The following is a 24022-nucleotide window of genomic DNA, read 5'->3' as shown; positions in this document are numbered from 1 at the left end:
CCCTTGTCGTTGACCACTCTGCTGACCGCTGCCGCCATGGCGGGGTGGGTGGACGCGGTGGTGGGTGGAGGGGGTCTGTTGTTGTTGCCGGCCTTGTTGGTGGCGGCGCCGGGGTTGCCGGTGGCGACGGCGTTGGGCACGAACAAGTTGGCGGCGATCTTCGATACGTCGACGGCGGCGGTGACGTATGCGCGGCGGACGAAGGTGGACTGGGCGGTGGCGGGGCCGTCGGCGGGTCTGGCGGTGGTGACGGCGGGGTTGGGTGCGGCGTTGGCGGGGGCGGTGCCGGCGGGGGCGTACCGGCCGGTGGTGTTGGTGGTGTTGGTCTCGGTGGCGGTGTTCGTGTTGTGCCGGCCGCGGTTGGGGGTGGTGGCGCAGCCGGCGCGGCGGACCCGGGGGCGGGTGGTCGTGGCGGTGGCGGTGGCCGGGTTGGGGATCGCCCTGTACGACGGGTTGATCGGGCCGGGGACGGGGACGTTCCTGGTGTTGGCGTTCACCGCGTTGGTGGGGGCGGATTTCGTGCACGGGTCGGCGATGGCGAAGGTGGTGAACGCCGGTACGAATCTGGGTGCGTTGGTGGTGTTCGGCGCGACGGGGCACGTGTGGTGGTTGCTGGGTGCGGGGATGGCGGTGTGCAACGTGGCCGGAGCCGCGCTGGGGGCGCGGATGGCGTTGCGGCGCGGCTCCGGCTTCGTGCGGGTGGTGTTGCTGGTGGTGGTGGTGGCGTTGGTGGCCAAGCTGGGTCATGACCAGTGGTTGGCCGGTTGAGTGGCCCGTCGGGTCAGGCGTGGCGGACGACGTCGTCGTAGTCGAGGCGGGGCAGCCGGGGGAACCAGGCGTCGGGGCCGGGCTTGCCGAGGTTGACCACGAGCAGGGACTTCCAGGCGTTGTCGGCGAAGAAGTCCTTGTCGACGCCCTGGTTGTCGAAGCCGGCCATGGGTCCGGCGGCGAGGCCGGCGGCGCGGACGGCGAGCAGCCAGTAGCCGATCTGCAGGGTGGCGTTGAAGCGGGCCATCTGTTCGCGGCCCTGGGGGTCGGCGGCGAGGCCGTCGCGCATCTGGGGGCGGATCGGGAAGACGGTGGGGATGTGCTCGTGGAAGTCGGTGTCGGCGGCGAGGACGGCGACGACGGGGGCGGCGGCGGTCTTGGCGCGGTTGCCTTCGGCCATGTGGCTGAGGAGGCGTTCGCGGGGTTCGCCGTCGCGGATGTAGAGGACCCGCAGGGGCTGGGTGTTGGCGGCGGTGGGTGGGTACTTGGCGAGGTCGTAGATGGCGCGGAGTTGTTCGTCGGTGACGGGTTCGTCGGTGAAGGTGTTGGCGGTGCGGGCGTCGGTGAACAGTTGTGCCTGGGCGTCGGGGTGGAGGGTGAGGTGCTCGCTCATCGGGGTTCCTTCGCTAGGGGGTCCTGCGGCAACGGTAGCAGCTAGCTTTTTCCTAGCGCCTATGTCTGTCGGTGGGCCCCGTATCCTGGGAACATGACGGTCAGGCCGGAAGCGGGTGGCGCGCCGCGGGCGTGCGACGGGGGTCTCGCCCGGGCCTTCGCGTTCCTCGGGAAGCGGTGGAACGGTGTGCTGCTGGGCACCCTCGCCCACGGTCCGGCGGGGTTCGCCGAGCTGACCCGGGCGCTGCCGGGGATCAGTGAGTCCGTGTTGTCGGACCGGCTGGGTGAGTTGTGCCGGGTGGGGCTGGTGTCCCGGACGGTGCGGGAGGGTCCTCCGCTGGGGGTGACCTATCAGCTCACCGAGCGCGGGGCGGCGCTGCTGCCGGCGTTGGACGCCCTGGGTCGGTGGGCGCACGAGAACCTGCCCGCGGCGCCGCAGGCCGGCTGCTGACCGCGATGCCGGTCCGCGCCGAGCACGACCGTGCCGTCCTGGCCGCCCTGCTGGCGCGGGATCCGGTGCTGCACGCCTACCAGCTCGGTGATCTGGACGACTTCTTCTGGCCGTACACGTCGTGGTTCCGGCGGGGTGACCAGGTGGCGCTGCTGTACCACGGGGTGGAGCTGCCGACGTTGCTGGCGTTCGCGGCGCCCGGGGACGCCGGGGAGCTGGCGGCGCTGCTGGTGGAGCTGGCGCCGGTGTTGCCGGCGCGGCTGTGGGCGCACCTGTCCCCCGGCCTGTCGGCGGCGTTGACCGAGCGGTTCGACGTGACGGCGGCGGCCGAGCATCACCGGATGGCGTTGACCGATCCGGCGCGGCTGACCGCGGTGGCCCCGGCCGGGCAGGTGCTGGACGGCGCGGACCTGCCCGCTCTGCTGGACCTCTACGCGGTCGCGTATCCCGGCAACTGGTTCGACCCGCGGATGCTGGACACCGGTCAGTACGTGGGTGTTCGTGACGGCGACGAGCTGGTGGCGGTGGCCGGGGTGCACGTGTGGTCGCCGACCTGGCGGGTCGCCGCGCTCGGCAACGTCACCACCCATCCCCGGATGCGTGGGCGGGGCCTGGCGGGCGCGGCGGTGGCGGCGCTCTGTGTCCGGCTGCGTGACACCGTCGACCACGTCACGCTGAACGTGCGGGCGGACAATCTGGCCGCGGTGCGGCTGTACGAGCGGCTCGGGTTCACCCGGGTCGCGGATTTCGTGGAGTGCGGGCTCGAGTTCCGGCGGTGAGGGCGTGCGGTCAGCGTTGCCGGCTGGGTGAGTCGAACCGGCCGGCGCGGATCTCCCGCAGCGCCTTGCGGCGGGTGTCGCCGCGCAGGGTGTCGACGTAGAGGCGGCCGTGCAGGTGGTCGGTCTCGTGCTGGAGGGCGCGGGCCAGGAAGCCGCTGCCGGAGATGGTCAGCGGCTGGCCGTGCTGGTCGAACCCGCGGGCGGTGGCGTGCATGGCCCGTGGGGTCGGGAAATAGAGCCCGGGGATGGACAGGCAGCCCTCGTCGTCGTCCTGGAGTTCCTCGGACAGTTCCAGGGTGGGGTTGACCAGGTGGCCGCGGTGGCCGTCGGCGTCGTAGACGAACACCTGGGCGCTGACGCCGATCTGGGGGGCGGCCACGCCGGCCCGGCCGGGTGCGCCGAGCAGGGTGTCCATCAGGTCGGCGACCAGGGCCCGCAGGTCGGCGTCGAAGCTGGTCACCGGGTCGCACGGGCTGCGCAGCACGGGGTCGCCGATGATCCGGATGGGGCGCATGGTCATGTCGGAAAGGTTATCGGTCCGTCGCGGGTTCGGTGTGTCCGGTCGTCGTGTCGCGGTCGCGGACGAGGACCTCGATGCCGTCGAGGATCCGCGCGAGGCCGAACTCGAACGCCCGGTGGGGGTCGGCGGCGGCCTGGTACTCCTGCCCGGCGGTGGTGCCGACGCGGGCGGCGAGGGGGAAGCGTCGGGGGTCGAGGACCTTCTCCAGGTAGGGGGCGTGGGCCTGCCACCACTGCGCGTCGGTCATGCCGGTGCGTTGGGCGGCCTGGGCGGCCTCGACCGCGCCGCGTACGGCGCCGTGGACGTGGCTGGTGACGAGGGTGACGACGGAGTCCATCTCCAGGTCGGTGAGGCCGATGCCGTCGACGGCGCGCAGTTCGTACTCGTACTTGGCGGTGACCTGGGGGCCCAGGGGTGGGCGGGTGGTGGCGATCTGGAGCAGCCACGGGTGGCGCAGGTGGAGCGCGAAGTTCTCGCGGGCGATCTGGGTGAGCCGGCCGCGCCAGCCGCCGGGCACGTCGTCGGGGCGGGCGGTTTCGCCGTGGACGGTGTCGAGCATGACGTCGAGCAGTTCGCCCTTGCCGGGTACGTGGGTGTAGAGGGACATGGTGCCGACGCCGAGGCGTTCGGCGACGCGGCGCATGGACAGCGCGGCGAGTCCTTCGGCGTCGGCGACCTCGATGGCCGCGTGCACGATCCGGGCGACGGTGAGGTCGCCGCCGCGGCGGCTGGGCCGTTCCCGGGTACGCCAGAGCAGGGCGAGGCTGCGGGCCGGGTCGCCGGTGCCGCTGTACTCGATGGTCACCCGCCGACCCTACCGTCGCCCGTACGGCGTACGGCGAGGCCGGTGTCGGCGATGCGGGCGCGCAGCGGCCGGCGGCGCAGTGCGGCCAGGACGGCGGACAGCTCGTCAGCCAGCGGCACGGGCAGTTCGGTGTCGAGTTGCCGCATGGCGGTGGTGGTGGCCGCCCATTCGGCCTCGATGGCGGGCAACAGGGTGTGTGCCCGGTCGGTGAGGGTGACGACGCGCTGTCGGGCGTCCCGGCCGGGGGTGAGGGTGACCAGTCCGGCGCGGTGCATCTGGGCGACGGTCTGGCTGGCGGCGGAGTGGGTGACGCCGACCCGGGTGGCGAGGTCCCGGATGGGCAGCGGCCCGTCGGCGACGAGCACCCGTACCAGGGGTGAGAAGCGGGGCCGGTAGTCGGTGAGGCCGAGGTCGGCCTGGACGGCGGCGACGTCGCCGTCGAGCAGGTCGAGGACGTGGCGCAGCAGGGTGCCCAGCGCCGCGCGGTCGGGTGGTCCGGTCACGTCGGCTAATGTAACAGCGCTGTTGCATTCGGGGGTGCGGGAGGGAGCGCGATGTATCCACCGATCGAGCCGTACGACCACGGGATGCTCGACGTCGGCGACGGGCAGCGCCTCTACTGGGAGACCTGCGGCAATCCCGACGGCCGGCCCGCGCTGGTGGTGCACGGCGGCCCCGGCTCGGGCGCCACCCCCGGCTGGCGTCGGCACTTCGACCCGACCGCCTACCGGATCGTCCTGTTCGACCAGCGCGGCTGCGGCCGCAGCACCCCGTCGGCCGCCGACCCGACCGTCGACCTGGCCACGAACACCACCGCACACCTGCTGGCCGACATGGAGCTGCTGCGCGCGCACCTGGGCATCGACCGGTGGCTGCTGCACGGCGCGTCCTGGGGTTCCTCGCTCGCCCTGGCGTACGCCCAGCGGCACCCGGCGCGGGTCACCGCGCTGATGCTGTTCAGCGTGGTGGCGAACACCGACCGGGAGATCGAGTGGCTCACCCGGGACATGGGGCGGATCTTCCCCGCCGAGTGGGCCCGCTTCCGCGCCGGCGTGCCCGAGGCCGACCGCGACGGTGACCTGTCCGCCGCGTACGCCCGCCTGGTGAACGATCCGGACCCGCGGGTGCGGGAGCGGGCCGCCCGCGACTGGTGCGACTGGGAGGACGTACACGTCTCACTCGCCGGCGGGCACCGGCCCAGCCCCCGGTTCGCCGACCCGGTGTTCCGGTACGGGTTCGCCCGGCTGGTCACCCACTACTTCGCCCACCGCGGGTTCCTGCCCGACGGGCAGCTGCTGCGCGATGCCGGCCGGCTCGCCGGCATCCCGGGCGTGCTGGTGCAGGGCCGCCTCGACGTCAGCGGCCCACCGGACATCGCGTGGCAGCTCACCCAGGGCTGGCCGGACGCCCGGCTGGAGATCGTCGAGGGCGGCGGCCACGGCACCGGGCACGGGATGACCGAACGGGTCGTGGCGGCGTTGGACTCCTTCGCGCGGGCCTGACCCGCCTCACCGCCGGGCGGCGTCGCGCCAGGCGCGCGGCGAGCACCCGTACGCGGCACGGAACGCCCGACTGAAGTGCGCCTGGTCGGCGAAGCCCCACCGGGCGGCGACGGCCCGCACCGACAGCTCGGCCAGCAGCGGGTCGGCCAGGTCGCGGCGGCAGCGGTCCAGCCGCCGCGAGCGGATCGTGGCCGCCACGGTCAGGTCGCCGTCGGCGAAGAGCCGGTGCAGGGAGCGCAGCGACAGGTGGTGCGCGGCGGCCACCGTCGCCGGGGTCAGCGCCGCGTCGCCGAGGTGCCGGTCGATGAACGCGTCGACGCGGGCGCGCAGGGCGTTCTGGCGCACCTCGACCGGCAGGTCACCGCTGCGGCCGAGGTGCTGCGCCAGGGTCGCCGACACCAGGTCCAGCGTCACCCGCGCCAGCACCGGCGCGTCGGTGGGGGCGTACTGCTCGGGGTGCCGGGCGATGCGACGCACGTGCTGGGCCAGCAGCGCGCCCATCCCCCGGTCGGCGCGCAGCCGCGCGGCGAGCAGCCGGCGCACCCGGTCCGGCGGCAGGGGCAGCTCGTGGTGCGGGATCTGCACCGTGAGGTTGTCCAGCGGTTCCGGTCCGGTCGCCCGGTGGCTTGCCACGTGCGGGCGGGAGGCGTCCAGGAAGGTGAACTCCGACGCCTCGCTCAGCTGCACCTCCTGCCGGTCCTGGACCAGCGCGCTGCGCCCGGCCACCGGCAGCGCCACCAGGTAGACGTCCGCCTCGTGCCGGCGGACCAGGGTGGCCGGCCGGATGGTGTCCAGCGAGGGGTAGCGCAGCGCGGTCAGGGTGATCCGGTCCAGGTCGACGGCCCGGGCGTAGGCGCGGAAGTCGTGCAGGTGTGGGCTGCTGATGTGGGCGGGCGCGGTCTCCTGCGCGACCAACGCGTGCCAGAAGTCGAAGCGCTGCGCCGCCGGCACCAGCGTGGTGTCGACGACCTGATTCGGTAGCACTCCCGCCTCGCCTCCACCCCCGTCATGATCAATCCATTGTGGCAGGTGGCGGCACGGTCGGCACCCGACATTCAGCTTGCGGCGAGCAGCGCGCGCAGCGGCGCGGCCTTCGCGGCGGCCTCGGCGACCTCGGCGGTCGGGTCGCTGTCCCAGGTGATGCCGCCGCCGGCCCACACGTGCAGCTGTTCGGTGTCGGCGGCCACGGTGCGGATGGTCAGCCCGAGGTCGATCCGGCCGGGGGCGATCCAGCCGAGCGCGCCCATGCCGGCGCCCCGCCCGACGGGTTCCCGCGCGGCGATCTCGTGCAGCGCGGCGCGTTTCGGGGCGCCGGTGACCGAGCCGCCCGGGCAGACCGCCCGCAGCAGGTCGGCCAGGCCCAGACCGTCCCCGACCGCCGCGGAGACCGTCGACTCGGCCTGCCACAGGTCACACCACCGGCGTACGGCGAACAGCTCGTCGACCCGGACGGTGCCGGTGCGGGCCACCCGGGCCAGGTCGTTGCGCTCCAGGTCGACGATCATGACGTGTTCGGCGCGTTCCTTGGTGGAGGCGAGCAGCTCGCGCCGCCCGGCGGGGGTCGCCGGCCGGGTGCCCTTGATCGGCCGGGTGACCAGCCGTCCGTCGGTGACCTCGACGAGGGTCTCCGGGGAGGCGCAGCCGATCGCCCAGCCGAGGCCGGTGAGGGTGCCGCCGTAGCGGGCGCCGGGCAGGGCGCCGAGGCGCGCGAGGGCCGGTCGGGGGTCCCCGCTGTACGCGGCGGCGGCGTGCCCGACCACGTTGACCTGATAGACGTCGCCGCGGCCGATGGCGGCGCGGACCGCCTCGACGGCCTCGGCGTGCCGCCGGGGGGTCCAGCTGTCCCGCCAGTCCCCCAGCCACCAGCCCGGGTCACGGCCGACGGGGCCGGGGTGGGCGGCCCGCGCGGCGTGCCCGTAGACGACGACGACCAGCTCGGGCAGGGCGGGCACGGGGCTGGGCGGGCCGGGTGGCGCGCCGACGGCCAGAGCGCCCGCCGCGGCGGAGAGGTAGAAGGCGGCGCCGCAGACGCCGTCGGGGTCGTGCCGGGCGGGGCGGCCCAGGTCGGTCACGTCGACACCGTGCGTGACCAGGAACTCCTGCGCCAGGGCGGCCGGGTCGCCGCCGTCGGCCGGCCACCACTGCAGCCGGGCCCGCTCGACGAGCCGGCCACGGCAGCCCGCGGGAGCGGCCGGTACGTCGATCAGCGCGTGTGGGAGCGTTTCCACGCCGTCTGGCCCATTCTTCCTCATCCGTTCAGTGGATTTCCGGTGAACATGACGGATGGCTGCTCGATACGGCGCGGTTCCGCTTGGTACTGTGCGTCACTGGTCATGTGAACCATGACACAGTGCCCCCACAGTCCGGAGAACCCGATGTGCCAGCACCAACCCACCTGCCCCTCCGCCGAGGCGACCGACCGCGAAGCCGCCCGGGTCATCGCCTGCTTCCGTGAGCAGGGCTGGAGCCTGCTCTGCAACGGTGTCATCGTCTTTGAGGACACCGGCGAACTGCTCCCCGACGGCAGCACCATCGCCCCGCACCGCGGCCCCGCCCGACACGCCCTCGTGGCCTGAGGCAATCACGCTGCGTGCCTGACCCGTTCGACCCAGGCTAGTCCCCCGTCCGGGGACCGCCCTCCCCAGGTCGACCGGCCGGGGCGGCACCACGACCGCCCCGGCGTGCCGCCTCAGCTCTCGAACGCCTCCGGCGCCGGACACGAACACACCAGGTTCCGGTCGCCGTACGCGCCGTCGATGCGCCGCACCGGCGGCCAGTACTTCCCCGCCCGGTCCGTGCCGCCCGGGTACGCGCCCACCGACCGCGGGTACGGGTGCGGCCACTCGTCGGCCGACACCATCGCCGCCGTGTGCGGGGCGTTCGCCAGGGGATTGTCCCCGGCCGGCCACTCACCCGAGCCCACCTTGTCGATCTCCGCCCGGATCGCGATCATCGCGTCGCAGAACCGGTCCAGCTCGGCCAGGTCCTCACTCTCGGTCGGCTCCACCATCAGCGTCCCCGCCACCGGGAACGACATCGTCGGGGCGTGGAAGCCGTAGTCGATCAGCCGCTTCGCCACGTCGTCCACCGTCACCCCGGTGGACCGGGTCAGCGGCCGCAGGTCGAGGATGCACTCGTGCGCCACCAGGCCCTTGTTGCCGGCGTACAGCACCGGGAAGTGCCCCCGCAGCCGCGCCGCCACGTAGTTCGCCGCCAGCACCGCCACCCCCGTCGCCCGGGTCAGCCCCGACGCGCCCATCATCCGCAGGTACGCCCACGGGATCGGCAGGATCCCCGCCGACCCGTGGTTCGCCGCCGAGATCGCCGGCCGCTCGTCGGCGTGCGCCGCGAGGGGATCACCGGGCAGGTACGGCGCCAGGTGCGCCCGCACCGCCACCGGACCCACCCCCGGCCCGCCACCACCGTGCGGGATGCAGAACGTCTTGTGCAGGTTCAGGTGCGACACGTCCGCCCCGAACTTCCCCGGCTTCGCGAACCCGACCAGCGCGTTCAGGTTCGCCCCGTCGACGTACACCTGACCGCCGGCGTCGTGGACCTTCGCGCACAGCGACGCGATGCCCGTCTCGTACACCCCGTGCGTCGACGGGTACGTCACCATGATCGCCGCGAGGGCGTCGCGATGCTTGTCGATCTTCGTGTCGAGGTCGACCAGGTCGACGTTGCCGTCGTCGTCGCAGGCCACCACCACGACCCGCATGCCCGCCATCACCGCCGACGCCGCGTTGGTGCCGTGCGCCGACGACGGGATCAGACACACGTCCCGGTGCCCCTCACCACGCCCCTTGTGGTACGCCCGGATCGCCAGCAGCCCCGCCAGCTCACCCTGGGAACCGGCGTTCGGCTGCACGCTGACCGCGTCGTAGCCGGTCACCTCCGCCAGCCACCCCTCCAGCTGCGCGATCATGTCCCGGTACCCGGCCGTCTGCGCCGCCGGCGCGAACGGGTGGATGTGCGCGAACTCCGGCCAGCTCACCGGCTCCATCTCGGTGGTGGCGTTCAGCTTCATCGTGCACGACCCCAGCGGGATCATGCCCCGGTCCAGGGCGTAGTCGAAGTCCGACAACCGCCGCAGGTACCGCAGCATCGCCGTCTCCGAGTGGTGGCTGCGGAACACCGGGTGGGTCAGGAAGTCCGACGTACGCACCAACGCCTCCGGCAACGCGGACTCGACGTCACCGTCGACGCCGTCGACGCCGAACGCCGCCCACACCGCCGCCAGGTGCCCGCCGGTGGTGGTCTCGTCGCAGGAGATGCCGACCCGGTCGGCGTCGACCAGCCGCAGGTTCACGTTCCGCTGCGCGGCGGCCGCGACCACCTCGGCCGCCCGACCCGGCACTACCGCGGTGACGGTGTCGAAGAACGCGACGTCCGCGACCCGCACGCCACCGGCGCGCAACCCCGCCGCGAGCCGCGCCGCCATGCCCCGGGTACGCCCCGCGATGCGCCGCAACCCGTCCGGCCCGTGGTACACGGCGTACATGCCGGCCATCACCGCCAGCAGCACCTGCGCGGTGCAGATGTTGCTGGTCGCCTTCTCCCGCCGGATGTGCTGCTCCCGCGTCTGCAACGCCAGCCGGTACGCCGCCGCGCCGTCCGCGTCCTTCGACACGCCCACCAGCCGGCCCGGCAGCATCCGCTCCAGACCCGACCGCACCGCCAGGTAGCCGGCGTGCGGCCCACCGAACCCCATCGGCACACCGAACCGCTGGGTGGTGCCTGCGGCGATGTCCACGCCGATCTCCCCCGGCGGACGCAGCAGCGTCAACGCCAGCAGGTCCGCCGCCACGGTCACCAGCGCACCGACGCGGTGCGCCGCCTCCACCAGCGGCCGGTGGTCCCGCACCGCGCCCGACGCGCCCGGGTACTGCAGGTGCAGACCGAAGAACTCCCCCGGCAGCTCGTCGCGCTCCACGTCGAGCACCCGCACGTCGATGCCGAGCGGCTCGGCCCGGCTGGTGATCACCGCGATGGTCTGCGGCAGCGTGTCCGCGTCGACCACGTACACCGGACTCTTGACCTTGGATGCGCGGCGGGCGAGGGTCATCGCCTCCGCCGCGGCGGTGCCCTCGTCGAGCATCGACGCGTTCGCCGTCGCCAACCCGGTCAGGTCGGTCACCATGGTCTGGAAGTTCAGCAGCGCCTCCAGCCGACCCTGGCTGATCTCCGGCTGATACGGCGTGTACGCCGTGTACCAGGCGGGGCTCTCCAGCACGTTACGGCGGATCACCGCCGGGGTGTGCGTGCCGTGGTAGCCCAACCCGATCATCGACACCGCGACGGTGTTACGGGCCGCCAGCGCCCGCAGCTCCGCCAGCGCGTCGTGCTCACTGGCCGGGGCGGGCAGGTCCAGGGTGCCGTGCCAGCGGATCACCTCGGGGATCGCCGCGTCCATCAACTCGTCGACCGAGCTGTAACCGACGGCCTCCAGCATCCGGCGCTCGTCGTCCGCGACGGGACCGATGTGCCGGTCGGCGAACTGCTCTGTGCTCATGGGGGCGCTCCTGCGGGCGAGGTCGACAAGTCGGCCTCCCCCTGAGTCACGCCCGACGGCGCTCCACAGTGCCTGCCCACGTGGTCCTTCTGCCTGAGAGGTTCCGGGGAGGAAGCTGCCCCTTCGGCGCCGCCCCAGCACTGCCGGGCGGTCTCTCCCACGTGGGTGGTACCGGCATGGTCAACGCTACCAGCGCCGCCGATCCCGCCGGATGTCGTACCCCGGCCTACACCGCCGCCGGCTCCACCACCGCCGCCGACACGTCCCCGCCGCGCCCCGGCGACGGGACCGCCGCGGCGACCCGGTCGGCCAGCGCCGACAGCGTCCGCCCCAGCGGCACGTCCAGGGTGAGGGTGGCGTGCCCGTCGCCGCGGGTCGCCCCCTGGTTCACGATCGCCACCGGGATGCCCTGCTTCGCGGCGCGGATGACGAACCGGCGACCCGACATCACCGTCAACGACGACCCAAGCACCAGTAGCGCCCGCGCCTGCTCCACCAGCGTGAAACACTCCGCCACCCGGGCCGCCGGCACCGTCTCACCGAAGAACACCACGTCCGGTTTCAGCATGCCCGTCCCGCAGATCCCGCAGTCCACCGGACGGAACCCGGCCACCGCCTCGTCGGGCAGCTCCACGTCACCGTCCGGGTTCACCACCGCCACCTGCGCGTCGAACCCCGGATTGGCCTCCCGCAACCGCCGGTCCAGCTCCTCCCGCGACGTCAGGTTCCCGCAGTCCAGGCAGACCACCTCGTCCAGGCGGCCGTGCAACTCGACCACCCCGGCGCTGCCCGCCGCCTGGTGCAGACCGTCGACGTTCTGCGTGATCACCCCGGTGACCAGACCGGCGGCCTGCAACCGCGCCACCGCCCGGTGCCCGTCGTTCGGCGCCGCCCGGGCGATCATTCGCCACCCCAGGTGGCTGCGCGCCCAGTACCGCCGCCGCGCGTCCCCGTCCCGGGTGAACGCCTGGAACGTCATCGGGGTGTGCCGGCGGGCCGCGCCGCTGGGCCCCCGGTAGTCCGGGATGCCCGACTCGGTGGACAACCCGGCCCCGCTGAGCACCACCACCCCGCCCGGCGCCACCAGGTCCGTCAACGCGTCGAAGGTGTCCGTCACCCGTCCATGCTGCCTCGCCGCGAACCCCGCCGCCACGCCCGTGACGCCGCTCACCGGTCCGTGGCCTCCCACCACCCCGGGCGGGGGGGCGCCGCTCACCGGTCCGCGGGCCCGCCACCTTCGGCCGGGGTGCCGCGACGGTGAGGGAAGTCGTCGTCGGCGGCGCGCCGGGCCGTCCCGGCGGCTAGGTTGGGCCCATGCGCGTCGTCATCGCCGGAGGCCACGGCAAGATCGCCAAACTGCTGGAACGGGAACTCGCCGGACGCGGCGACACCGCCGTCGGCCTGATCCGCAACCCCGACCACGCGGCCGCGCTGCGCGCCGCCGGCGCCCACCCCGTCGTCTGCGACCTGGAAACCAGCGACGTCACCACCGTCGCCGGGCACCTCACCGACGCCGACGCGGTCGTCTTCGCCGCCGGCGCCGGCCCCGGCAGCGGCGCCGACCGCAAGGACACCGTCGACCGGGCCGCCGCCGTGCTGCTCGCCGACGCCGCCCAGGCCGCCGGCGTACGCCGCTACCTGCTGGTCTCCTCCATGGGCGTCGACTCCCCGCCCAGCCCCGGCACCGACGAGGTGTGGGCGGCGTACCTGCGGGCCAAGAAAGCCGCCGAGGACGACGTCACCGGCCGGGACCTCGACGTCACCGTGCTGCGCCCCGGCCGGCTCACCGACGACGAACCCGCCGGACGCGTCGAACTCGCCCGCCACGTCACCCCGGGACAGGTCACCCGCGCCGACGTGGCCCGGGTGCTCCTCGCGCTGCTCTACGACCCCGCCACCGCCGGACAGACCCTCGAACTCGTCAGCGGTGACACCCCCATCGCCGACGCCGTCCACGCCGTCGCCACCCGGCGGGGGTGACGGCCCGCACCCCGGCGGACCGCCCACCCCCACCCGGTCAGCGCTGCTGGTGCCGGGGCAACGCCACCTGCGGCTGACCCGCGCCCACCGCCGCGCCGCCGGCCTCCGACGCGAGCCGGTCCATCGTCCGCGCCAACTGCTCACTGCCGTCGTCCAGGTGCCGGGCCGCCGCCCGCATGTGCGACATCATCATCTCGCCGAAGATCCGCAACGCCTCCCGCGTCGCCACCGAGTCGTCGAAACTGGGGCCCGCGCTGGCGCGGTACTCCTGCACCGCCCGCTCGGCCTCCTGCTTCGCCTCCTCCTCCGCCGCCCGCATGTAGCTCTCGTACTGCACCCGGGCGTACTCCGCGACCCGACGGGCGTAGTCGTGGGCCTGCGCGATGATCTGTTCCGCCTCCCGCTGCGCCGCCGACAGCAGGTTCACCTCCTTCGCCGCCGGCAGGTTCGACGCCGGCCCGGCAGAAGGAATGACCCCGTGCCGGTGCAACTCCACCCGGTCGGTCAACCGCTCGTTCTCCGCCCGCAGGTGCGAGATCTGCGCCGACAACAGATCCAACTCGTCGGCCACCTGCACCCGGAACCGGTCCACGTCGTTCTGGTCGTACCCGCGGCGGGTGAACGACGTGCCGCCGAACTCCCACCGGCGCACCCGGTCGGCGGTCATCCGCACCTGCACACCGCCGGAGACCTGCATGCCGTCGTACCTGCTGATCGGCGTCGCGCTCACCGCACACCTCCGGAATCGTCGGTCGCCGACGCCCGCGGCACCGCGGTGCGCCACGCCGGCCCGTACCAGTGCTTCCCCAGCCCCTCGTGGTGCAGTTGACCCGCGTGGAAACCGGCCTGCGACAACACCGACAGGGAATACCCGACCATCTCGTCCGAGCCGCACACGTACACGTGCCGCGACCGCCAGTCCCCATCCGCCAACGCCCGGTCCACCGGATACGTCACCTCACCCGGCCGCCGGAAGTCCGCCCCCACCACGTACGTCACCGACAACCACGGCGACGACGACGCCAACTTGTCGACCGCGTCGGTGTCATAGAACTCGCTGCGCGAACGCGCCCCCAGGTAGAGGTCCACCTTCCGCCGCGCGCCCTCCGCCGCGACCTGCTCCACCAACGCCTTCACCGGCGCCCAGCCGGTGCCGCTGGCCAACAACAGCAGATCCGACGACCCCGCCGACCACAACGTCAACCGGTCCCCCACCGGCGCCGACAGGTTGATCTGGTCCCCCACCGCCGACCCGTACACCAACCGCGACGACACCGCACCCCCCGGCGCCGCCCGCACGTGCAACTCCACCGTGCCGTCCGCCCGCGGCGCGTTCGCCGGCGAGTAGTACCGCCACGACCGCACCGCCGGATGCGACACCCCGATCGACTGACCCGGCGTGAACGGCAACAGGTACTGCGGGCGCAACGTCAACACCGCCACGTCGAACGCCCGCCGCTCATGCCCGACGATCTCGGCCACCCACCACGGCGGGTTCACCGCCTCCGCCGCCTGCGCCGCTTCCGTCATCACCTGCGCGATCAGCCCGTACGCCGCCGTCCACTCCTGGGCCAGCTCGTCCGTCCACACCTCACCGAGGAAATGCTGCAACGTCGCCAGCAGCGCCTCACCGACCGCCGGGTAGTGCTCCGCCCGCACCGCGAACTTGCGGTGATCGGCGCCCAGATCCTGGAGGAAAGCCGTCAACCGGTCCAGCTGGTCCACGTGGGACACGATGTGCCCCAACGCGCTGACCAGCCGGTCCCGCTGCCCCGCCATGTTCGTCGGGAACATCTGCCGGGTCTCCGGATGAGCCAGGAACAACGTCGAATAGAAGTAGAGCGGCACCTGGTCGCCGTGCGCGGCGACCAGGGACCAGCTCTGCTTGAGCCGTGCCGCGTCCACGCTCAGGCGTCCGGCCCGGTCCCGGAGGCCACGACCTGGTCCTGCACCTGACCCAGCACCGTCCGCACGTGGTCGATGACATCCGCCGGCACACCCAGCTCCGCCAGCGTCGCCGTCAGGTGCTCACCCACCATGACGTAGTGCGCCACCGGGATCCCCAGCGGCTGGTGCGCCTCGGCCAGGCCACGACCGGCGTACTCGTCCGGGCCGCCCAACACCACCGTCATCATCAACGCCAGGTGCCGACGCTGCTCGGCCATGTTCACGTTCGTGAAGTAGCCGGCCAGCTCCGGATCGGCGAGCACCTTGTCATAGAACAGCTCCACCGCCGCCTTGACGGAGCCGGCGCCACCGATGCGCTCGTAGTGGGAGACGGGAGTGGTGTCTTGCGTGACCGTCACAGGTGTTCCTTCCGCAGGAGGGGTCACCGCGGCACGCGCCGCAGCGGGCAGCCGGCGTGCGTCACCCGGTGTGCTGTGACCTTCCACGCGACAGCGACCGTGTCGGACCATAGCGTGTCGCATCGGGCGGGTCACGGCCCCCCTATCGGATTCCCGACAACCATCCATCACGGACAGTCATCAGGCCACGCACGGCAAGCGGCAAGGCAATCACATTCCGTGTCGACGGGGTGTCCGCCGCGCACGTGACACCCCGCCCCGGCACCCCTGCGCACCGGCCCCCCGCCCACCGCGGCACCACCGGCATGACCACCACAGACACCCGACCCGACCGGAACCACCACACCGGTCCCGTCCGCCGGACCCACCCCCACCGGCCCGACCTCCACATCGGACCACCCCCGGTCACCAACGACAGATCGCGCCGGGCCTCAGCCACGACGCGATCCGCTACACCACCCGGGCGTGTCGACACCCGACGACCAGACTCAGCCCGCCCGCCGACGCGCCCGACGCGCCGCCAACTCGTCCCCCACCGACTCCGACACCTCCGGCACCGGCGACGACCCCACCGGCTCCTGCCCGCCACCCGACACCGACTCCGCCGGCAGATGCGACAACGAACCCTGGATCTCCTTGAACGCACCACCGATCGCGATGCCGAAGACCCCCTGACCACCCTGCAACAGGTCCACCACCTCCTCCGGGGAACGGCACTCGTACACCGTCGTCCCGTCCGAGATCAACGTGATCCCCGCCAGGTCCTCCACCCCACGCGACCGCAGCGCCTCGATCGCCTTACGGATGTTCTGCAGGGACACCCCCGCATCCAACAACCGCTTCACGACCTTCAACACCACCAGATCGCGGAACGAATACAACCGGGACGTCCCCGAACCCGACGCGTCCCGCACACTCGGCACCACCAACGCCGTCCGCGCCCAGTAGTCCAACTGCCGGTAACTGATGCCCACCGCGTGACACGCCGTCACACCCCGGTAGCCCACCGCCCCGTCGTCATCCGCACCCGGCACCGGCACACCAGCCCGCTGCTGCTCCGAACCCGGATCGGGATCTCGCGGCTCCTGCATCGGACAACCTCCCCGCCCGTGCGGTCACACATCGTTCCACCGACGTGCACCCCTCGACACGGCCAAGACTATCGCCGCCCCGAAGCGTAACCACGCAGGAACGGACGCGACACGCCGCGCCACCAGACGAAAGATCATCAACGCGACCAGGCCGCCACCCACAGTGACGACGGGCCGACAACCGGGCTCAGCCCGCGAAGTCCTCCGGACGCACCTGCTCCAGGAACTCCCGGAACTTCTCCACCTCGTCCTCCTGCTCATCAGGAATCACGATCCCCGCCTCACTGAGGACCTGCTCAGCACAACGAATCGGAGCACCGACCCGCAACGCCAACGCAATGGAATCGCTCGGCCGCGCGGACACCCGCACACCGTCCCCGATCAACAGATCGGCGTAGAAGACGTTCTCCTTCAACTCGGTGATCTCCACCGCCCGCAACGGCGCCTGCAACGCCGCCAACACATCCCGCAGAAGATCGTGAGTCAACGGCCGGGCCGGCTTGACCCCCTGCTGCTCGTAAGCGATCGCCGTCGCCTCGACCGCGCCGATCCAGATCGGCAGATAGCGGTCCCCCTCGACCTCCCGCAGCAGGACGATCGGCTGGTTGCTGGGCAGCTCCACCCGAACTCCGACCACGCTCAGCTCGCGCACCGCCGCCTCCGTGTCGTCGTCGCCTACGCACCGCGCCCTTCCCTGCACGGTACACGGACCACGACACGGGAGTCCCGCGCGCTACGTGCACCACGCCACACCAGAAAGGCTTACCCCGGCAAGCCTACGACACGCTTCCCGCCGCAGATCTTTCCGCACACCCCACAACGAAGGGCCGGGCATCCCACGGACACCCGGCCCACCGTCACCGACCCAACGTCGACCGCAACCCCACCCGCACCAACGCCGCGTGCAACTGCTGCGACAACGCCACCAACTCCCGCGCCGTCTCCGCCGCCCGGGCCCGCGCCGCCGGATCACTCTGCCGCACCAACGGCGCCACCAACTGCGCGAACAGACCGACCTCCCGATCCGCCGCCGTCCGGTAACCCCGCAGGTGCCGCGGCTCCAACCCGTACGCCGCCAACCCCGCCACCGCCTGCGCGATGATCAACGCATCCGCGTCGTACCACCCCGGCGGATCGGACACCAGCACACCGAGCCGCTCCAACTCACCCAACGTCGACTCGTCCACACCACTGCGCGCGATCAGATCCAACCGACCCAACCGCACCTCGGACGACTCGACCGGCTCCTGATCACCCCGACCCGGCACCGCACCGTCAGGACCCACCGCCACCAACGCCGGCCGCTGCCGACCCGGCGCCGCACCCGACGCGTCCCACTCCGCCAACTGCGCCCGGATCACCCGCAACGGCAGATACTGGTCCCGCTGCGCGGCCAACACGAACCGCAACCGCGCCACATCGTCCCAGCTGTACTTCCGATAACCCGCCGGCGTCCGCTGCGGCTCCACCAGACCCTCGGTCTCCAGGAACCGCAACTTCGAGATGGTCACGTCCGGGAACTCCACCCGCAACTGACCCAGCACCTCACCGATACTCATCAGCGGGTGGGACCCGGCCGCCCCGGGCGGCGTCGAAGCCGCAGGCTCGTTCACCCCCGGCCGGCCTCCTCCTCCGGGCGCGGACCGGCGATGAACACCACCCGGAACTTGCCGATCTGCACCTCGTCACCATTGCTCAACGTGGCCGCCTCGACCCGCTCCCGGTTCACGTACGTGCCGTTCAGGCTGCCCACGTCCCGCACCGTGAACGTCCCACCATCCCGGTGGAACTCCGCGTGCCGCCGCGACACCGTCACGTCGTCCAGGAAGATGTCACTGTCCGGATGCCGGCCACTCGTCGTCACATCGTGGTCCAACAGGAACCGGGCACCCGCATTCGGACCCCGACGAACCACCAGCAGCGCCATACCCGGCGGCAACGAACCGGACAGCCGGCTCGGGACCACATCGGTGTCCGGACCCTCCAGCACTTCGTCGAGCGAACCGAGATTGAGCGTCGAAGTGACGTCGAGTGGGGGGAACTCGTCGTCTGGGCGCGTCATGGGGACCACCTCACGGATCTGTTCGGTCGGCGTCAGGGTAATGGCGGGTCTGGCCGCCGGGCAGACACACACCCGGCGGCTGGCTCCCCGTGCCCGGGAAGGCGCATTCCACAAACGCTCAACTATTGGGTTCTCGGTCGACTGGGCGAGCCTAGCCAGCGCCGAAATGCAGGGCAACCGGACGCGCGGAGTCACCCCCGCCGCCCGGCGACGACACTCAACTCTGAGTGAGCTCGCGATAAGCCTCAGCGGACAACAAACCGTCCACCGCCGCCGGATCCTCCGGAGTGATCTCCAACAACCACCCCGCACCGTACGGATCCGTGTTGATCGCCTCGGGGGCGTCACCGAGCGCCTCGTTACGCGCCGCCACCGTACCCGCCACCGGCGCGTAGATCTCCGACACGCTCTTCGTCGACTCGATCTCACCCACCGGGTCACCCGCCGCCACCACGGCGCCCTCATCAGGCAACTGGACGAACACGATGTCACCCAGGGCGTCCTGCGCGAAGTGCGTGATACCGACCCGCACGGCCCCACCCTCGGCAGCCGCCACCCACTCGTGCTCGGCGGTGTACCGCAGATCCTCAGGAATCACCAGCAGCATCCTTCATCCATCGGTGCACCGGAGGAGACCGGCGCGGCCGCGACCCGTCAGGAGACCGGCCGGGCGTGGTCCAGCTTGATCGGCGCGTGCAACTGCGAAACCTCCACAGCCTCACGATCGTCGACGGTCACGTTACCGCCGTCCTCCTCCACCAGTGCGACCACCCCGCCGGGAATGTACAACGCGGTACGCATCGTCTCCGGATCACCGATCACCGTGATCGTGTACGGCGCCGACAACCGCCGCCCGTCCACCACCAACGACCCGTTCTCCCCGTCCACGAAATACGTCGACGCGATGATCCGCACCGCCGCGCCGTCCGACCCCGCGATCTGCATCGCCTCCGCGCCCGCGCCCCGCAGCTCCTGCACCGCGTCCAGCACCCGCGCCGACGACACCGCCTTCGCCGGCCCCTCGAACCGCACCGTCAACCCCGGACCCACCGCCGGCAACGTCCCCGCCAGGATGCCCAACTGGTCCGCCCGCCGCGTCGCCTCGTCCAACGCCGCCTGCCGACCCTGCTCACCCGAGCGCAACTGCCGCTGGCTCTCCTCCAACGACTCGATGTCCTGCCGCAGCCGCCGCTCCCGCGAGTCCAGGTCCGACGAGATCCGGACCAGGTCCTCCTCCCGCGTCGCCGACAACGTCGGATCCGCCGACGTCGTCTTCAGCTGCACCACCAGCGTGAACCCCAGCAACGCCAGCAGCACCGCGATCATCGCCCCCGCCGACGTCCACCGCCGCCCACCGGCCCCGCCCGCCGCCGGCTTCGCGGCAGCGTCCGGCCGCTCCGGCTCCACCGGCGACTCCACGGGTACGACGTCCTCCCGCTCCACCGGTTCCTCCGGCGCCAACGGGCTCAACTCGTCCGCGTCCGGCGCGTCCGGACGCGGATCCGGCTCACCCGCCGGACCCGACGGCCGGACCGGCTCCCCCGGGGCCGGCCACCCGGTGCCGGTCTCGCTGTGTTCGTCGCTCACGCCTCAAACCTACGCCCGGAACAGGTGACGACGGATCGCCGCCACATTGCCGAAGATCCGCACCCCGAGCACGACCACCACACCCGTGGACAACTGGCCACCCACGCCCAACTGGTCACCCAGATACACGATCAGACCCGCCACCAGCACGTTCGAGATGAACGACACCACGAACTGCTTGTCGTCGAAGATCCGGTCGAGCTTCGCCCGGACCCCGCCGAACACCGCGTCCAGCGCGGCCACCACGGCGATCGGCAGGTACGGCTGCAACGCCGCCGGCACGGCCGGATCAAGATAGATCCCGAGAACCACACCGGCGATCAGCGCCAGCACCGCGATCATCGGACACCTCCGGAGGGGCGGAGAGAGGTACCCGAGCCGGACGGCCCGGGACTGGACGAACCCCGACCCGCCGAACCCGACGGCGACGGGCTCGGACTCACCGAGGGCTCGGCGTAGCGTAGCCGTGGCAACGGAGCAGCCGGCAGGGTGAGGTCCTCGGCCGCCCGCACCCCGAACGACAGACCCGTGGCCCGCGCCACGTCCCGCATCAGATCCGCCGCCCGACTGTCGTCGAAGCGGCCCCGCATCGACCCCGGCCCGATCGCCGACACCTCGTACGGGCTCGTCACCGGCCGGAAGTCCACCAGGATCGCCTGCCCCGCCGACCGGATCGTCGACGTCGCCGTCAACCGCTGCCCGTTCACCGCCACCGCCTCGGCACCCGCCGCCCACAACGCGTTGGCCACCTTCTGCAGGTCGGAGTAGAGCACCTGCGGCGGCCCCACACCCGCACCGGTCACCGCGTCCTTGTCCTCCGCCGCGTCCGCCAGCCGCACCACCACGCCGTCACCCCGGACCCGACCCAACCCGGTCCCGGCCTCCAGGTTCCGCAACCGGTACGCCTGCGAACCGCTCAGCGCCGCGTCGCGCTGCCGGCCCACCTCCTCGCGCAACTGGTCCGCGCGCGCGGTCAACCGGTCCGTCTCGGCCTCACGCTGCTTGATCTCGGAGATCAGGCCCGCCCGCGCCTGCGCCCGGCTCGGCTCCTCCGCCATCGTCTCCCGGTACGCCACCGCGAAGAGCACCCCGATCGCCACGATCACCACCACGCTGACCGGCCGCGCCGCCCACCGCCGCCAGGGCGACGCGGGCGCCCGCCCACGCCGGGCCGCCGCGTCGGCGTAACCCGGGTCGAGCGGGTTGCGGAACAGTTCGGTGAGGAAGTCCGGGGCGTACACCCGGGCCGACGGGTCGCGAACGTCGCGCGGAGCGGAACTCATGCCGTCGCTCCCTGCGACCGGTCCCGCATCGCCCGGACCAGGCGGCTGGCCTGCACCACGTACATCGCGCCGGCCACCCAGTAGAGCACCAGACCCCACCAGGCCAGCCCCCAGCCGATCGCGGCGGAGGCCGTGGCCACCGCCACCGCCGGCGCCGCCGCGGCCAGCAGCAGCAGCGGGAAGGCCGCCAGCAGCAGGAACGTCGCCGTCTTGCCGACGTAGTGCACCGGCGGGGGGCCGTAACCGTAGCGGCGGAGCACCGCCAGGGAACCGAGCAGCAGCAGCTCGCGGGCCAGCAACGCCGCGGTGAACTGCCACGGCACCACCTCCCGCGCGGTGAACGCGAGCAGCGTGGCGAGGATGTAGAGCCGGTCGGCGAGCGGGTCGAGCAGCTCGCCGAGGCGGCTGACCTGGTGCAGCCGGCGGGCGATCCAGCCGTCCACCCAGTCGCTGGTGCCGCCGATGGCCAGCACCACGATCGCCGCCACGTCGGCGCGCGCCACCAGGAAGAGATAGAGGAACAGCGGCACTCCGACCAGCCGGACGAAGCTGATCATGTTCGGCAGGGTGAGGACCCGGTCCCCCACCGCCGTCGTACCGCCGGTGGCCTCCGGTTGCTCTGACCGAGCCGGCCGACGCGACACCGCAGCCTCCCTTCGCAGCACGGTCCGGCGCCCGACCGAGGTCGGTCGCTCCGGAGGGACGTGCGCGTTACCGGCCGGTCGGCGCCGGCGCCCTTGCGATCCCGGGCTGGGACCTCCCCCGATGCGGCCCAGGATCGGTGTCGATCAAGGGCCGGCGAGTTGCGCTGCCACTATATCGGGCTCGTCGCGCTCTTCCCGTGCCCCGCGTGTGCTGCCCCACACCACCGCTAAGGCATCCTAGGACACTAGTGGAGTGGGGAAAGGCGGCTGGTCGGCGGGCTCAGGCGGTGCGGGCTGCGGAGTCCGAGCCCACCTGGCCACCGGCCAGGGCAGCCGCCTGACCGAACGCGGCCAGCGCCAGCAGCAGCTCGTGCTGGGTGCGGTGCGGCATCCGGTCGAGGACGGCCTGGATCGCCTGGTGGCGGCGCTCCTGCAACTCCCGCAGCAGGGTCTCCGCCGCCGCGGTGGGGATCAACCGCACCTCGCGCCGGTCGCGGGGGTCCGCCACCCGCCGGACCAGACCGACGGCCTCCAGCCGGTCACAGAGCCGGCTGGCCGAGGAGGGTACGACGTCCAGCAGGTCGGCCAGCCGGTTCACGTTGGCGTTCGGATGGCTGATGATCAGCGACAGGACGCGGAGCTGGGTCGGCGAGACGCTGACGTTGTGCCGGGAGGCCGCCGAATCGAGGACACCGATCAGCGCCTCGGCAGCCGCCTCGATCGCGGCGGCAAGATTCGGAGGTCGCTCCACCCGATCTCCCCTGCACTCGTCCCGCTCGTGCTCGCCCACCGGTCCGACTACCGGCCGCGCGCGTCGTCCGGCCGGCCGGAACCGCGCCAGTCCAGGCAGACGACCACCGCATCGTCGCGGAGATCCGCGGCGGCGTGGTAGGCGTGCAGTTCGCGCATCACCGTACCAACTGCTTCGGTCGCCGGTTGCAGCCGAGTGGACCGCATCGCGCGCGCCATGGCCCTTTCGCCGTAGGGCTCCTGGCCATCCGGCGCGGCGGCGTACACGCCGTCGCTGACCACGAAGAGCCGGTCCCCCGGCTCCACCGCGAACTCCTGCACGTCGTAGCGGGTCTCGGCGAACATCCCCAGCGGCAGCTGCTGCTCCAGGTCGATCCGGGTCACCGTGCCGCCGCGCAGTCGCAGCACGTGCGGCGAGCCCGCGTCCACGGCGCGGACCGTCCCCCGACGGGTGTCCAGCTCCAGCAGGAGCGTGGCCACGTGCCGGCCCCCCCGGTGCTGGTAGAAGATCGTGTCGGAGGCCAGCTCGGCCTGTTCGACCAGGCTGCCGCCGGAACGTCGGGCGTTGCGCAGCGCGTTGACGGTGACCGCGGTGAGCAGCGACGCGGAGAGCCCGGAGCCGGCGCCGTTGAGCACGGTCACCGTGAGCTGGTCGCCGTCGAGCGACCAGTCGAAGTGGTCCCCGCCGACCGTGTACGCCGGTTCGAGCTGGCCCGCCAGCAGGAACGCGCCATGCGTGACGCTGCGCCCCGGCAGCAGGTCCCACTGCATCTCCGCGGCCATGCTGAGCCGTTCCCGGCGGCGCGCCCGGCGGTAGCGGTCGGTCTCCCGGTCGGCGGCGCGCAGCGCCAGGGCCAGCTCGCCGGCCATCTCCCGGGCCAGCTCGACCGTCGCGGGCTCCGGCTGCCCGGCGACCTCGATCAGCAGCACCCCGAGCCGCTCGCCCCAGACCGACAGCGGCAGATACATCCGGCACCCACCGCTCTCCCCCGCGTCCAGCACCGGCTGCTGGCTGCTGAAGCAGCGCTGCGCGACGCCGTGACAGGAGAGGAAGCCGGCGTCCGGCAGCTCCGGGTCCAGCACCGGCCAGAGCCCGCTGAACCGGTAGTCGGCGATGAAGACCTCGGTGCGGGACGCGTCCAGCGCGGCGCGGATCGTCCGGTCGGCGGCCTCCGCCAACTGGTCGGGCGGGGCCGCGCGCAGGGCACGCGACACCTGTCCGGGCGCTTCCGGCATGTTGCATCCTCCGAGGCGATTATTGCTTGGGAGCAAGCATCATACGGAGACCGCCCGACAGGCCGGTCGGCCGGTTCGGCCGGCCCGCATCCGCGGGTGGCAGCCGGGCGCCGCCGCACCCCGGCCCGGCGAAT

Annotated in this window: 28 protein-coding genes and 1 riboswitch; of the genes, 6 read left to right on the top strand and 22 right to left on the bottom strand. The window is 72.6% G+C overall.

The features are described 5' to 3' along the window. Nucleotides 1-9 precede the first annotated feature (9 nt). A complete protein-coding gene (locus tag ABUL08_RS08320) occupies nt 10-768 on the top strand; it encodes a sulfite exporter TauE/SafE family protein (RefSeq protein WP_350936134.1) in 759 nt (252 codons plus the stop codon). Between the two features lie 13 nt (nt 769-781). Here the strand turns inward: ABUL08_RS08320 and ABUL08_RS08315 are convergent, their stop codons facing one another. Then, nucleotides 782-1381: a malonic semialdehyde reductase gene (locus ABUL08_RS08315; RefSeq protein ID WP_350936132.1), complete on the bottom strand. Its 600-nt coding sequence runs from the start codon at nt 1379-1381 to the stop codon at nt 782-784. Between the two features lie 93 nt (nt 1382-1474). On the opposite strand from ABUL08_RS08315, the gene ABUL08_RS08310 reads away from it, so the two are divergent. Then, nucleotides 1475-1831, top strand: coding sequence for a winged helix-turn-helix transcriptional regulator (locus ABUL08_RS08310; RefSeq protein ID WP_350936130.1), 357 nt, complete (start codon nt 1475-1477; stop codon nt 1829-1831). Beyond that, entirely contained in the window at nt 1786-2610 is an 825-nt protein-coding gene (locus ABUL08_RS08305) for a GNAT family N-acetyltransferase (RefSeq protein ID WP_350936129.1), read from the top strand. Before ABUL08_RS08310 ends, ABUL08_RS08305 begins: the two co-directional genes overlap by 46 nt. A gap of 10 nt (nt 2611-2620) precedes the next feature. Here ABUL08_RS08305 and def read toward each other — a convergent pair whose 3' ends face one another. The 3 genes from def to ABUL08_RS08290 are packed head-to-tail and all read right to left on the bottom strand — an operon-like array spanning nt 2621 to nt 4438. After that, nucleotides 2621-3130 carry a peptide deformylase gene (def, locus tag ABUL08_RS08300; RefSeq protein ID WP_350936128.1) on the bottom strand — a complete coding sequence of 170 codons (510 nt, stop codon included), beginning with the start codon at nt 3128-3130 and terminating at the stop codon, nt 2621-2623. A gap of 10 nt (nt 3131-3140) precedes the next feature. Beyond that, nucleotides 3141-3935, bottom strand: coding sequence for a TetR/AcrR family transcriptional regulator (locus ABUL08_RS08295; RefSeq protein WP_350936126.1), 795 nt, complete (start codon nt 3933-3935; stop codon nt 3141-3143). Then, nucleotides 3932-4438: a MarR family winged helix-turn-helix transcriptional regulator gene (locus ABUL08_RS08290; RefSeq protein ID WP_350936124.1), complete on the bottom strand. Its 507-nt coding sequence runs from the start codon at nt 4436-4438 to the stop codon at nt 3932-3934. The genes ABUL08_RS08295 and ABUL08_RS08290 overlap by 4 nt, the downstream gene beginning before the upstream one ends. A gap of 51 nt (nt 4439-4489) precedes the next feature. Here ABUL08_RS08290 and pip point away from each other — a divergent pair, with 51 nt between their 5' ends. Further along, the gene (gene pip, locus ABUL08_RS08285) at nt 4490-5437 is read left to right on the top strand and encodes a prolyl aminopeptidase (RefSeq protein WP_350936123.1); all 948 of its coding nucleotides are present in this window, start codon (nt 4490-4492) and stop codon (nt 5435-5437) included. A 6-nt stretch (nt 5438-5443) separates the two neighbouring features. Here the strand turns inward: pip and ABUL08_RS08280 are convergent, their stop codons facing one another. Then, nucleotides 5444-6421, bottom strand: a complete 978-nt coding sequence (locus ABUL08_RS08280; protein ID WP_350936121.1) for an AraC-like ligand-binding domain-containing protein — start codon at nt 6419-6421, stop codon at nt 5444-5446. Between the two features lie 71 nt (nt 6422-6492). Next, a complete protein-coding gene (locus ABUL08_RS08275) occupies nt 6493-7689 on the bottom strand; it encodes a chorismate-binding protein (RefSeq protein WP_350936120.1) in 1197 nt (398 codons plus the stop codon). A 123-nt stretch (nt 7690-7812) separates the two neighbouring features. On the opposite strand from ABUL08_RS08275, the gene ABUL08_RS08270 reads away from it, so the two are divergent. Continuing rightward, nucleotides 7813-8013 (top strand): DUF5999 family protein, encoded by a 201-nt coding sequence (locus ABUL08_RS08270; protein ID WP_088962150.1) that lies wholly within the window; start codon nt 7813-7815, stop codon nt 8011-8013. Between the two features lie 113 nt (nt 8014-8126). On the opposite strand, the gene gcvP is transcribed toward ABUL08_RS08270, so the two are convergent. Both gcvP and ABUL08_RS08260 read right to left on the bottom strand, forming a co-directional pair. Then, a complete protein-coding gene (gene gcvP, locus ABUL08_RS08265; RefSeq protein ID WP_350936118.1) occupies nt 8127-10949 on the bottom strand; it encodes an aminomethyl-transferring glycine dehydrogenase in 2823 nt (940 codons plus the stop codon). Nucleotides 10950-11020: 71 nt separating this feature from the next. Next, a riboswitch (glycine riboswitch) is annotated at nt 11021-11119 on the bottom strand. 56 nt (nt 11120-11175) lie between these two features. Next, nucleotides 11176-12066, bottom strand: coding sequence for an NAD-dependent protein deacetylase (locus tag ABUL08_RS08260; protein ID WP_350936116.1), 891 nt, complete (start codon nt 12064-12066; stop codon nt 11176-11178). Nucleotides 12067-12263: 197 nt separating this feature from the next. Between ABUL08_RS08260 and ABUL08_RS08255 the strand changes: the two genes are divergently transcribed. Further along, nucleotides 12264-12929, top strand: a complete 666-nt coding sequence (locus ABUL08_RS08255; protein WP_350936114.1) for an NAD(P)H-binding protein — start codon at nt 12264-12266, stop codon at nt 12927-12929. Between the two features lie 37 nt (nt 12930-12966). On the opposite strand, the gene ABUL08_RS08250 is transcribed toward ABUL08_RS08255, so the two are convergent. The 14 genes from ABUL08_RS08250 to ABUL08_RS08185 all read right to left on the bottom strand — a co-directional run bounded on the left by ABUL08_RS08250 (nt 12967) and on the right by ABUL08_RS08185 (nt 23888). Further along, nucleotides 12967-13659: a DivIVA domain-containing protein gene (locus ABUL08_RS08250; protein WP_350936112.1), complete on the bottom strand. Its 693-nt coding sequence runs from the start codon at nt 13657-13659 to the stop codon at nt 12967-12969. Beyond that, nucleotides 13656-14834 carry a globin domain-containing protein gene (locus ABUL08_RS08245; RefSeq protein WP_350936109.1) on the bottom strand — a complete coding sequence of 393 codons (1179 nt, stop codon included), beginning with the start codon at nt 14832-14834 and terminating at the stop codon, nt 13656-13658. The genes ABUL08_RS08250 and ABUL08_RS08245 overlap by 4 nt, the downstream gene beginning before the upstream one ends. 2 nt (nt 14835-14836) lie before the next feature. After that, a complete protein-coding gene (locus tag ABUL08_RS08240; protein ID WP_350936107.1) occupies nt 14837-15235 on the bottom strand; it encodes a group I truncated hemoglobin in 399 nt (132 codons plus the stop codon). 488 nt (nt 15236-15723) lie between these two features. After that, entirely contained in the window at nt 15724-16326 is a 603-nt protein-coding gene (locus tag ABUL08_RS08235) for a MerR family transcriptional regulator (RefSeq protein ID WP_350936105.1), read from the bottom strand. A gap of 187 nt (nt 16327-16513) precedes the next feature. Then, nucleotides 16514-16978: a bifunctional nuclease family protein gene (locus ABUL08_RS08230; protein ID WP_073833177.1), complete on the bottom strand. Its 465-nt coding sequence runs from the start codon at nt 16976-16978 to the stop codon at nt 16514-16516. A gap of 205 nt (nt 16979-17183) precedes the next feature. Beyond that, complete coding sequence (gene ftsR, locus ABUL08_RS08225; protein WP_242800113.1) at nt 17184-17885, bottom strand: transcriptional regulator FtsR; 702 nt, start codon at nt 17883-17885, stop codon at nt 17184-17186. A gap of 50 nt (nt 17886-17935) precedes the next feature. Further along, nucleotides 17936-18388, bottom strand: coding sequence for an oxoglutarate dehydrogenase inhibitor Odhl (gene odhI / locus ABUL08_RS08220; RefSeq protein ID WP_350936101.1), 453 nt, complete (start codon nt 18386-18388; stop codon nt 17936-17938). 217 nt (nt 18389-18605) lie between these two features. Further along, nucleotides 18606-18986: a glycine cleavage system protein GcvH gene (gene gcvH / locus ABUL08_RS08215; protein ID WP_350938551.1), complete on the bottom strand. Its 381-nt coding sequence runs from the start codon at nt 18984-18986 to the stop codon at nt 18606-18608. A 56-nt stretch (nt 18987-19042) separates the two neighbouring features. Beyond that, entirely contained in the window at nt 19043-19975 is a 933-nt protein-coding gene (locus ABUL08_RS08210; protein ID WP_350936099.1) for a DUF881 domain-containing protein, read from the bottom strand. 9 nt (nt 19976-19984) lie between these two features. After that, nucleotides 19985-20317 (bottom strand): small basic family protein, encoded by a 333-nt coding sequence (locus tag ABUL08_RS08205; RefSeq protein WP_350936097.1) that lies wholly within the window; start codon nt 20315-20317, stop codon nt 19985-19987. Further along, nucleotides 20314-21258 (bottom strand): DUF881 domain-containing protein, encoded by a 945-nt coding sequence (locus tag ABUL08_RS08200; protein ID WP_350936095.1) that lies wholly within the window; start codon nt 21256-21258, stop codon nt 20314-20316. Before ABUL08_RS08200 ends, ABUL08_RS08205 begins: the two co-directional genes overlap by 4 nt. Next, nucleotides 21255-21902 carry a CDP-alcohol phosphatidyltransferase family protein gene (locus ABUL08_RS08195; RefSeq protein ID WP_350936092.1) on the bottom strand — a complete coding sequence of 216 codons (648 nt, stop codon included), beginning with the start codon at nt 21900-21902 and terminating at the stop codon, nt 21255-21257. The genes ABUL08_RS08200 and ABUL08_RS08195 overlap by 4 nt, the downstream gene beginning before the upstream one ends. A 280-nt stretch (nt 21903-22182) precedes the next feature. After that, nucleotides 22183-22653, bottom strand: coding sequence for a MarR family transcriptional regulator (locus ABUL08_RS08190; protein ID WP_350936090.1), 471 nt, complete (start codon nt 22651-22653; stop codon nt 22183-22185). Between the two features lie 47 nt (nt 22654-22700). Then, complete coding sequence (locus ABUL08_RS08185) at nt 22701-23888, bottom strand: PP2C family protein-serine/threonine phosphatase (RefSeq protein WP_350936088.1); 1188 nt, start codon at nt 23886-23888, stop codon at nt 22701-22703. Between the last annotated feature and the right edge of the window lie 134 nt (nt 23889-24022).

Source organism: Micromonospora sp. CCTCC AA 2012012 (assembly GCF_040499845.1).
GTDB lineage: Bacteria > Actinomycetota > Actinomycetes > Mycobacteriales > Micromonosporaceae > Micromonospora > Micromonospora mangrovi.
This window is presented reverse-complemented; position numbering and strand designations above follow the sequence as displayed.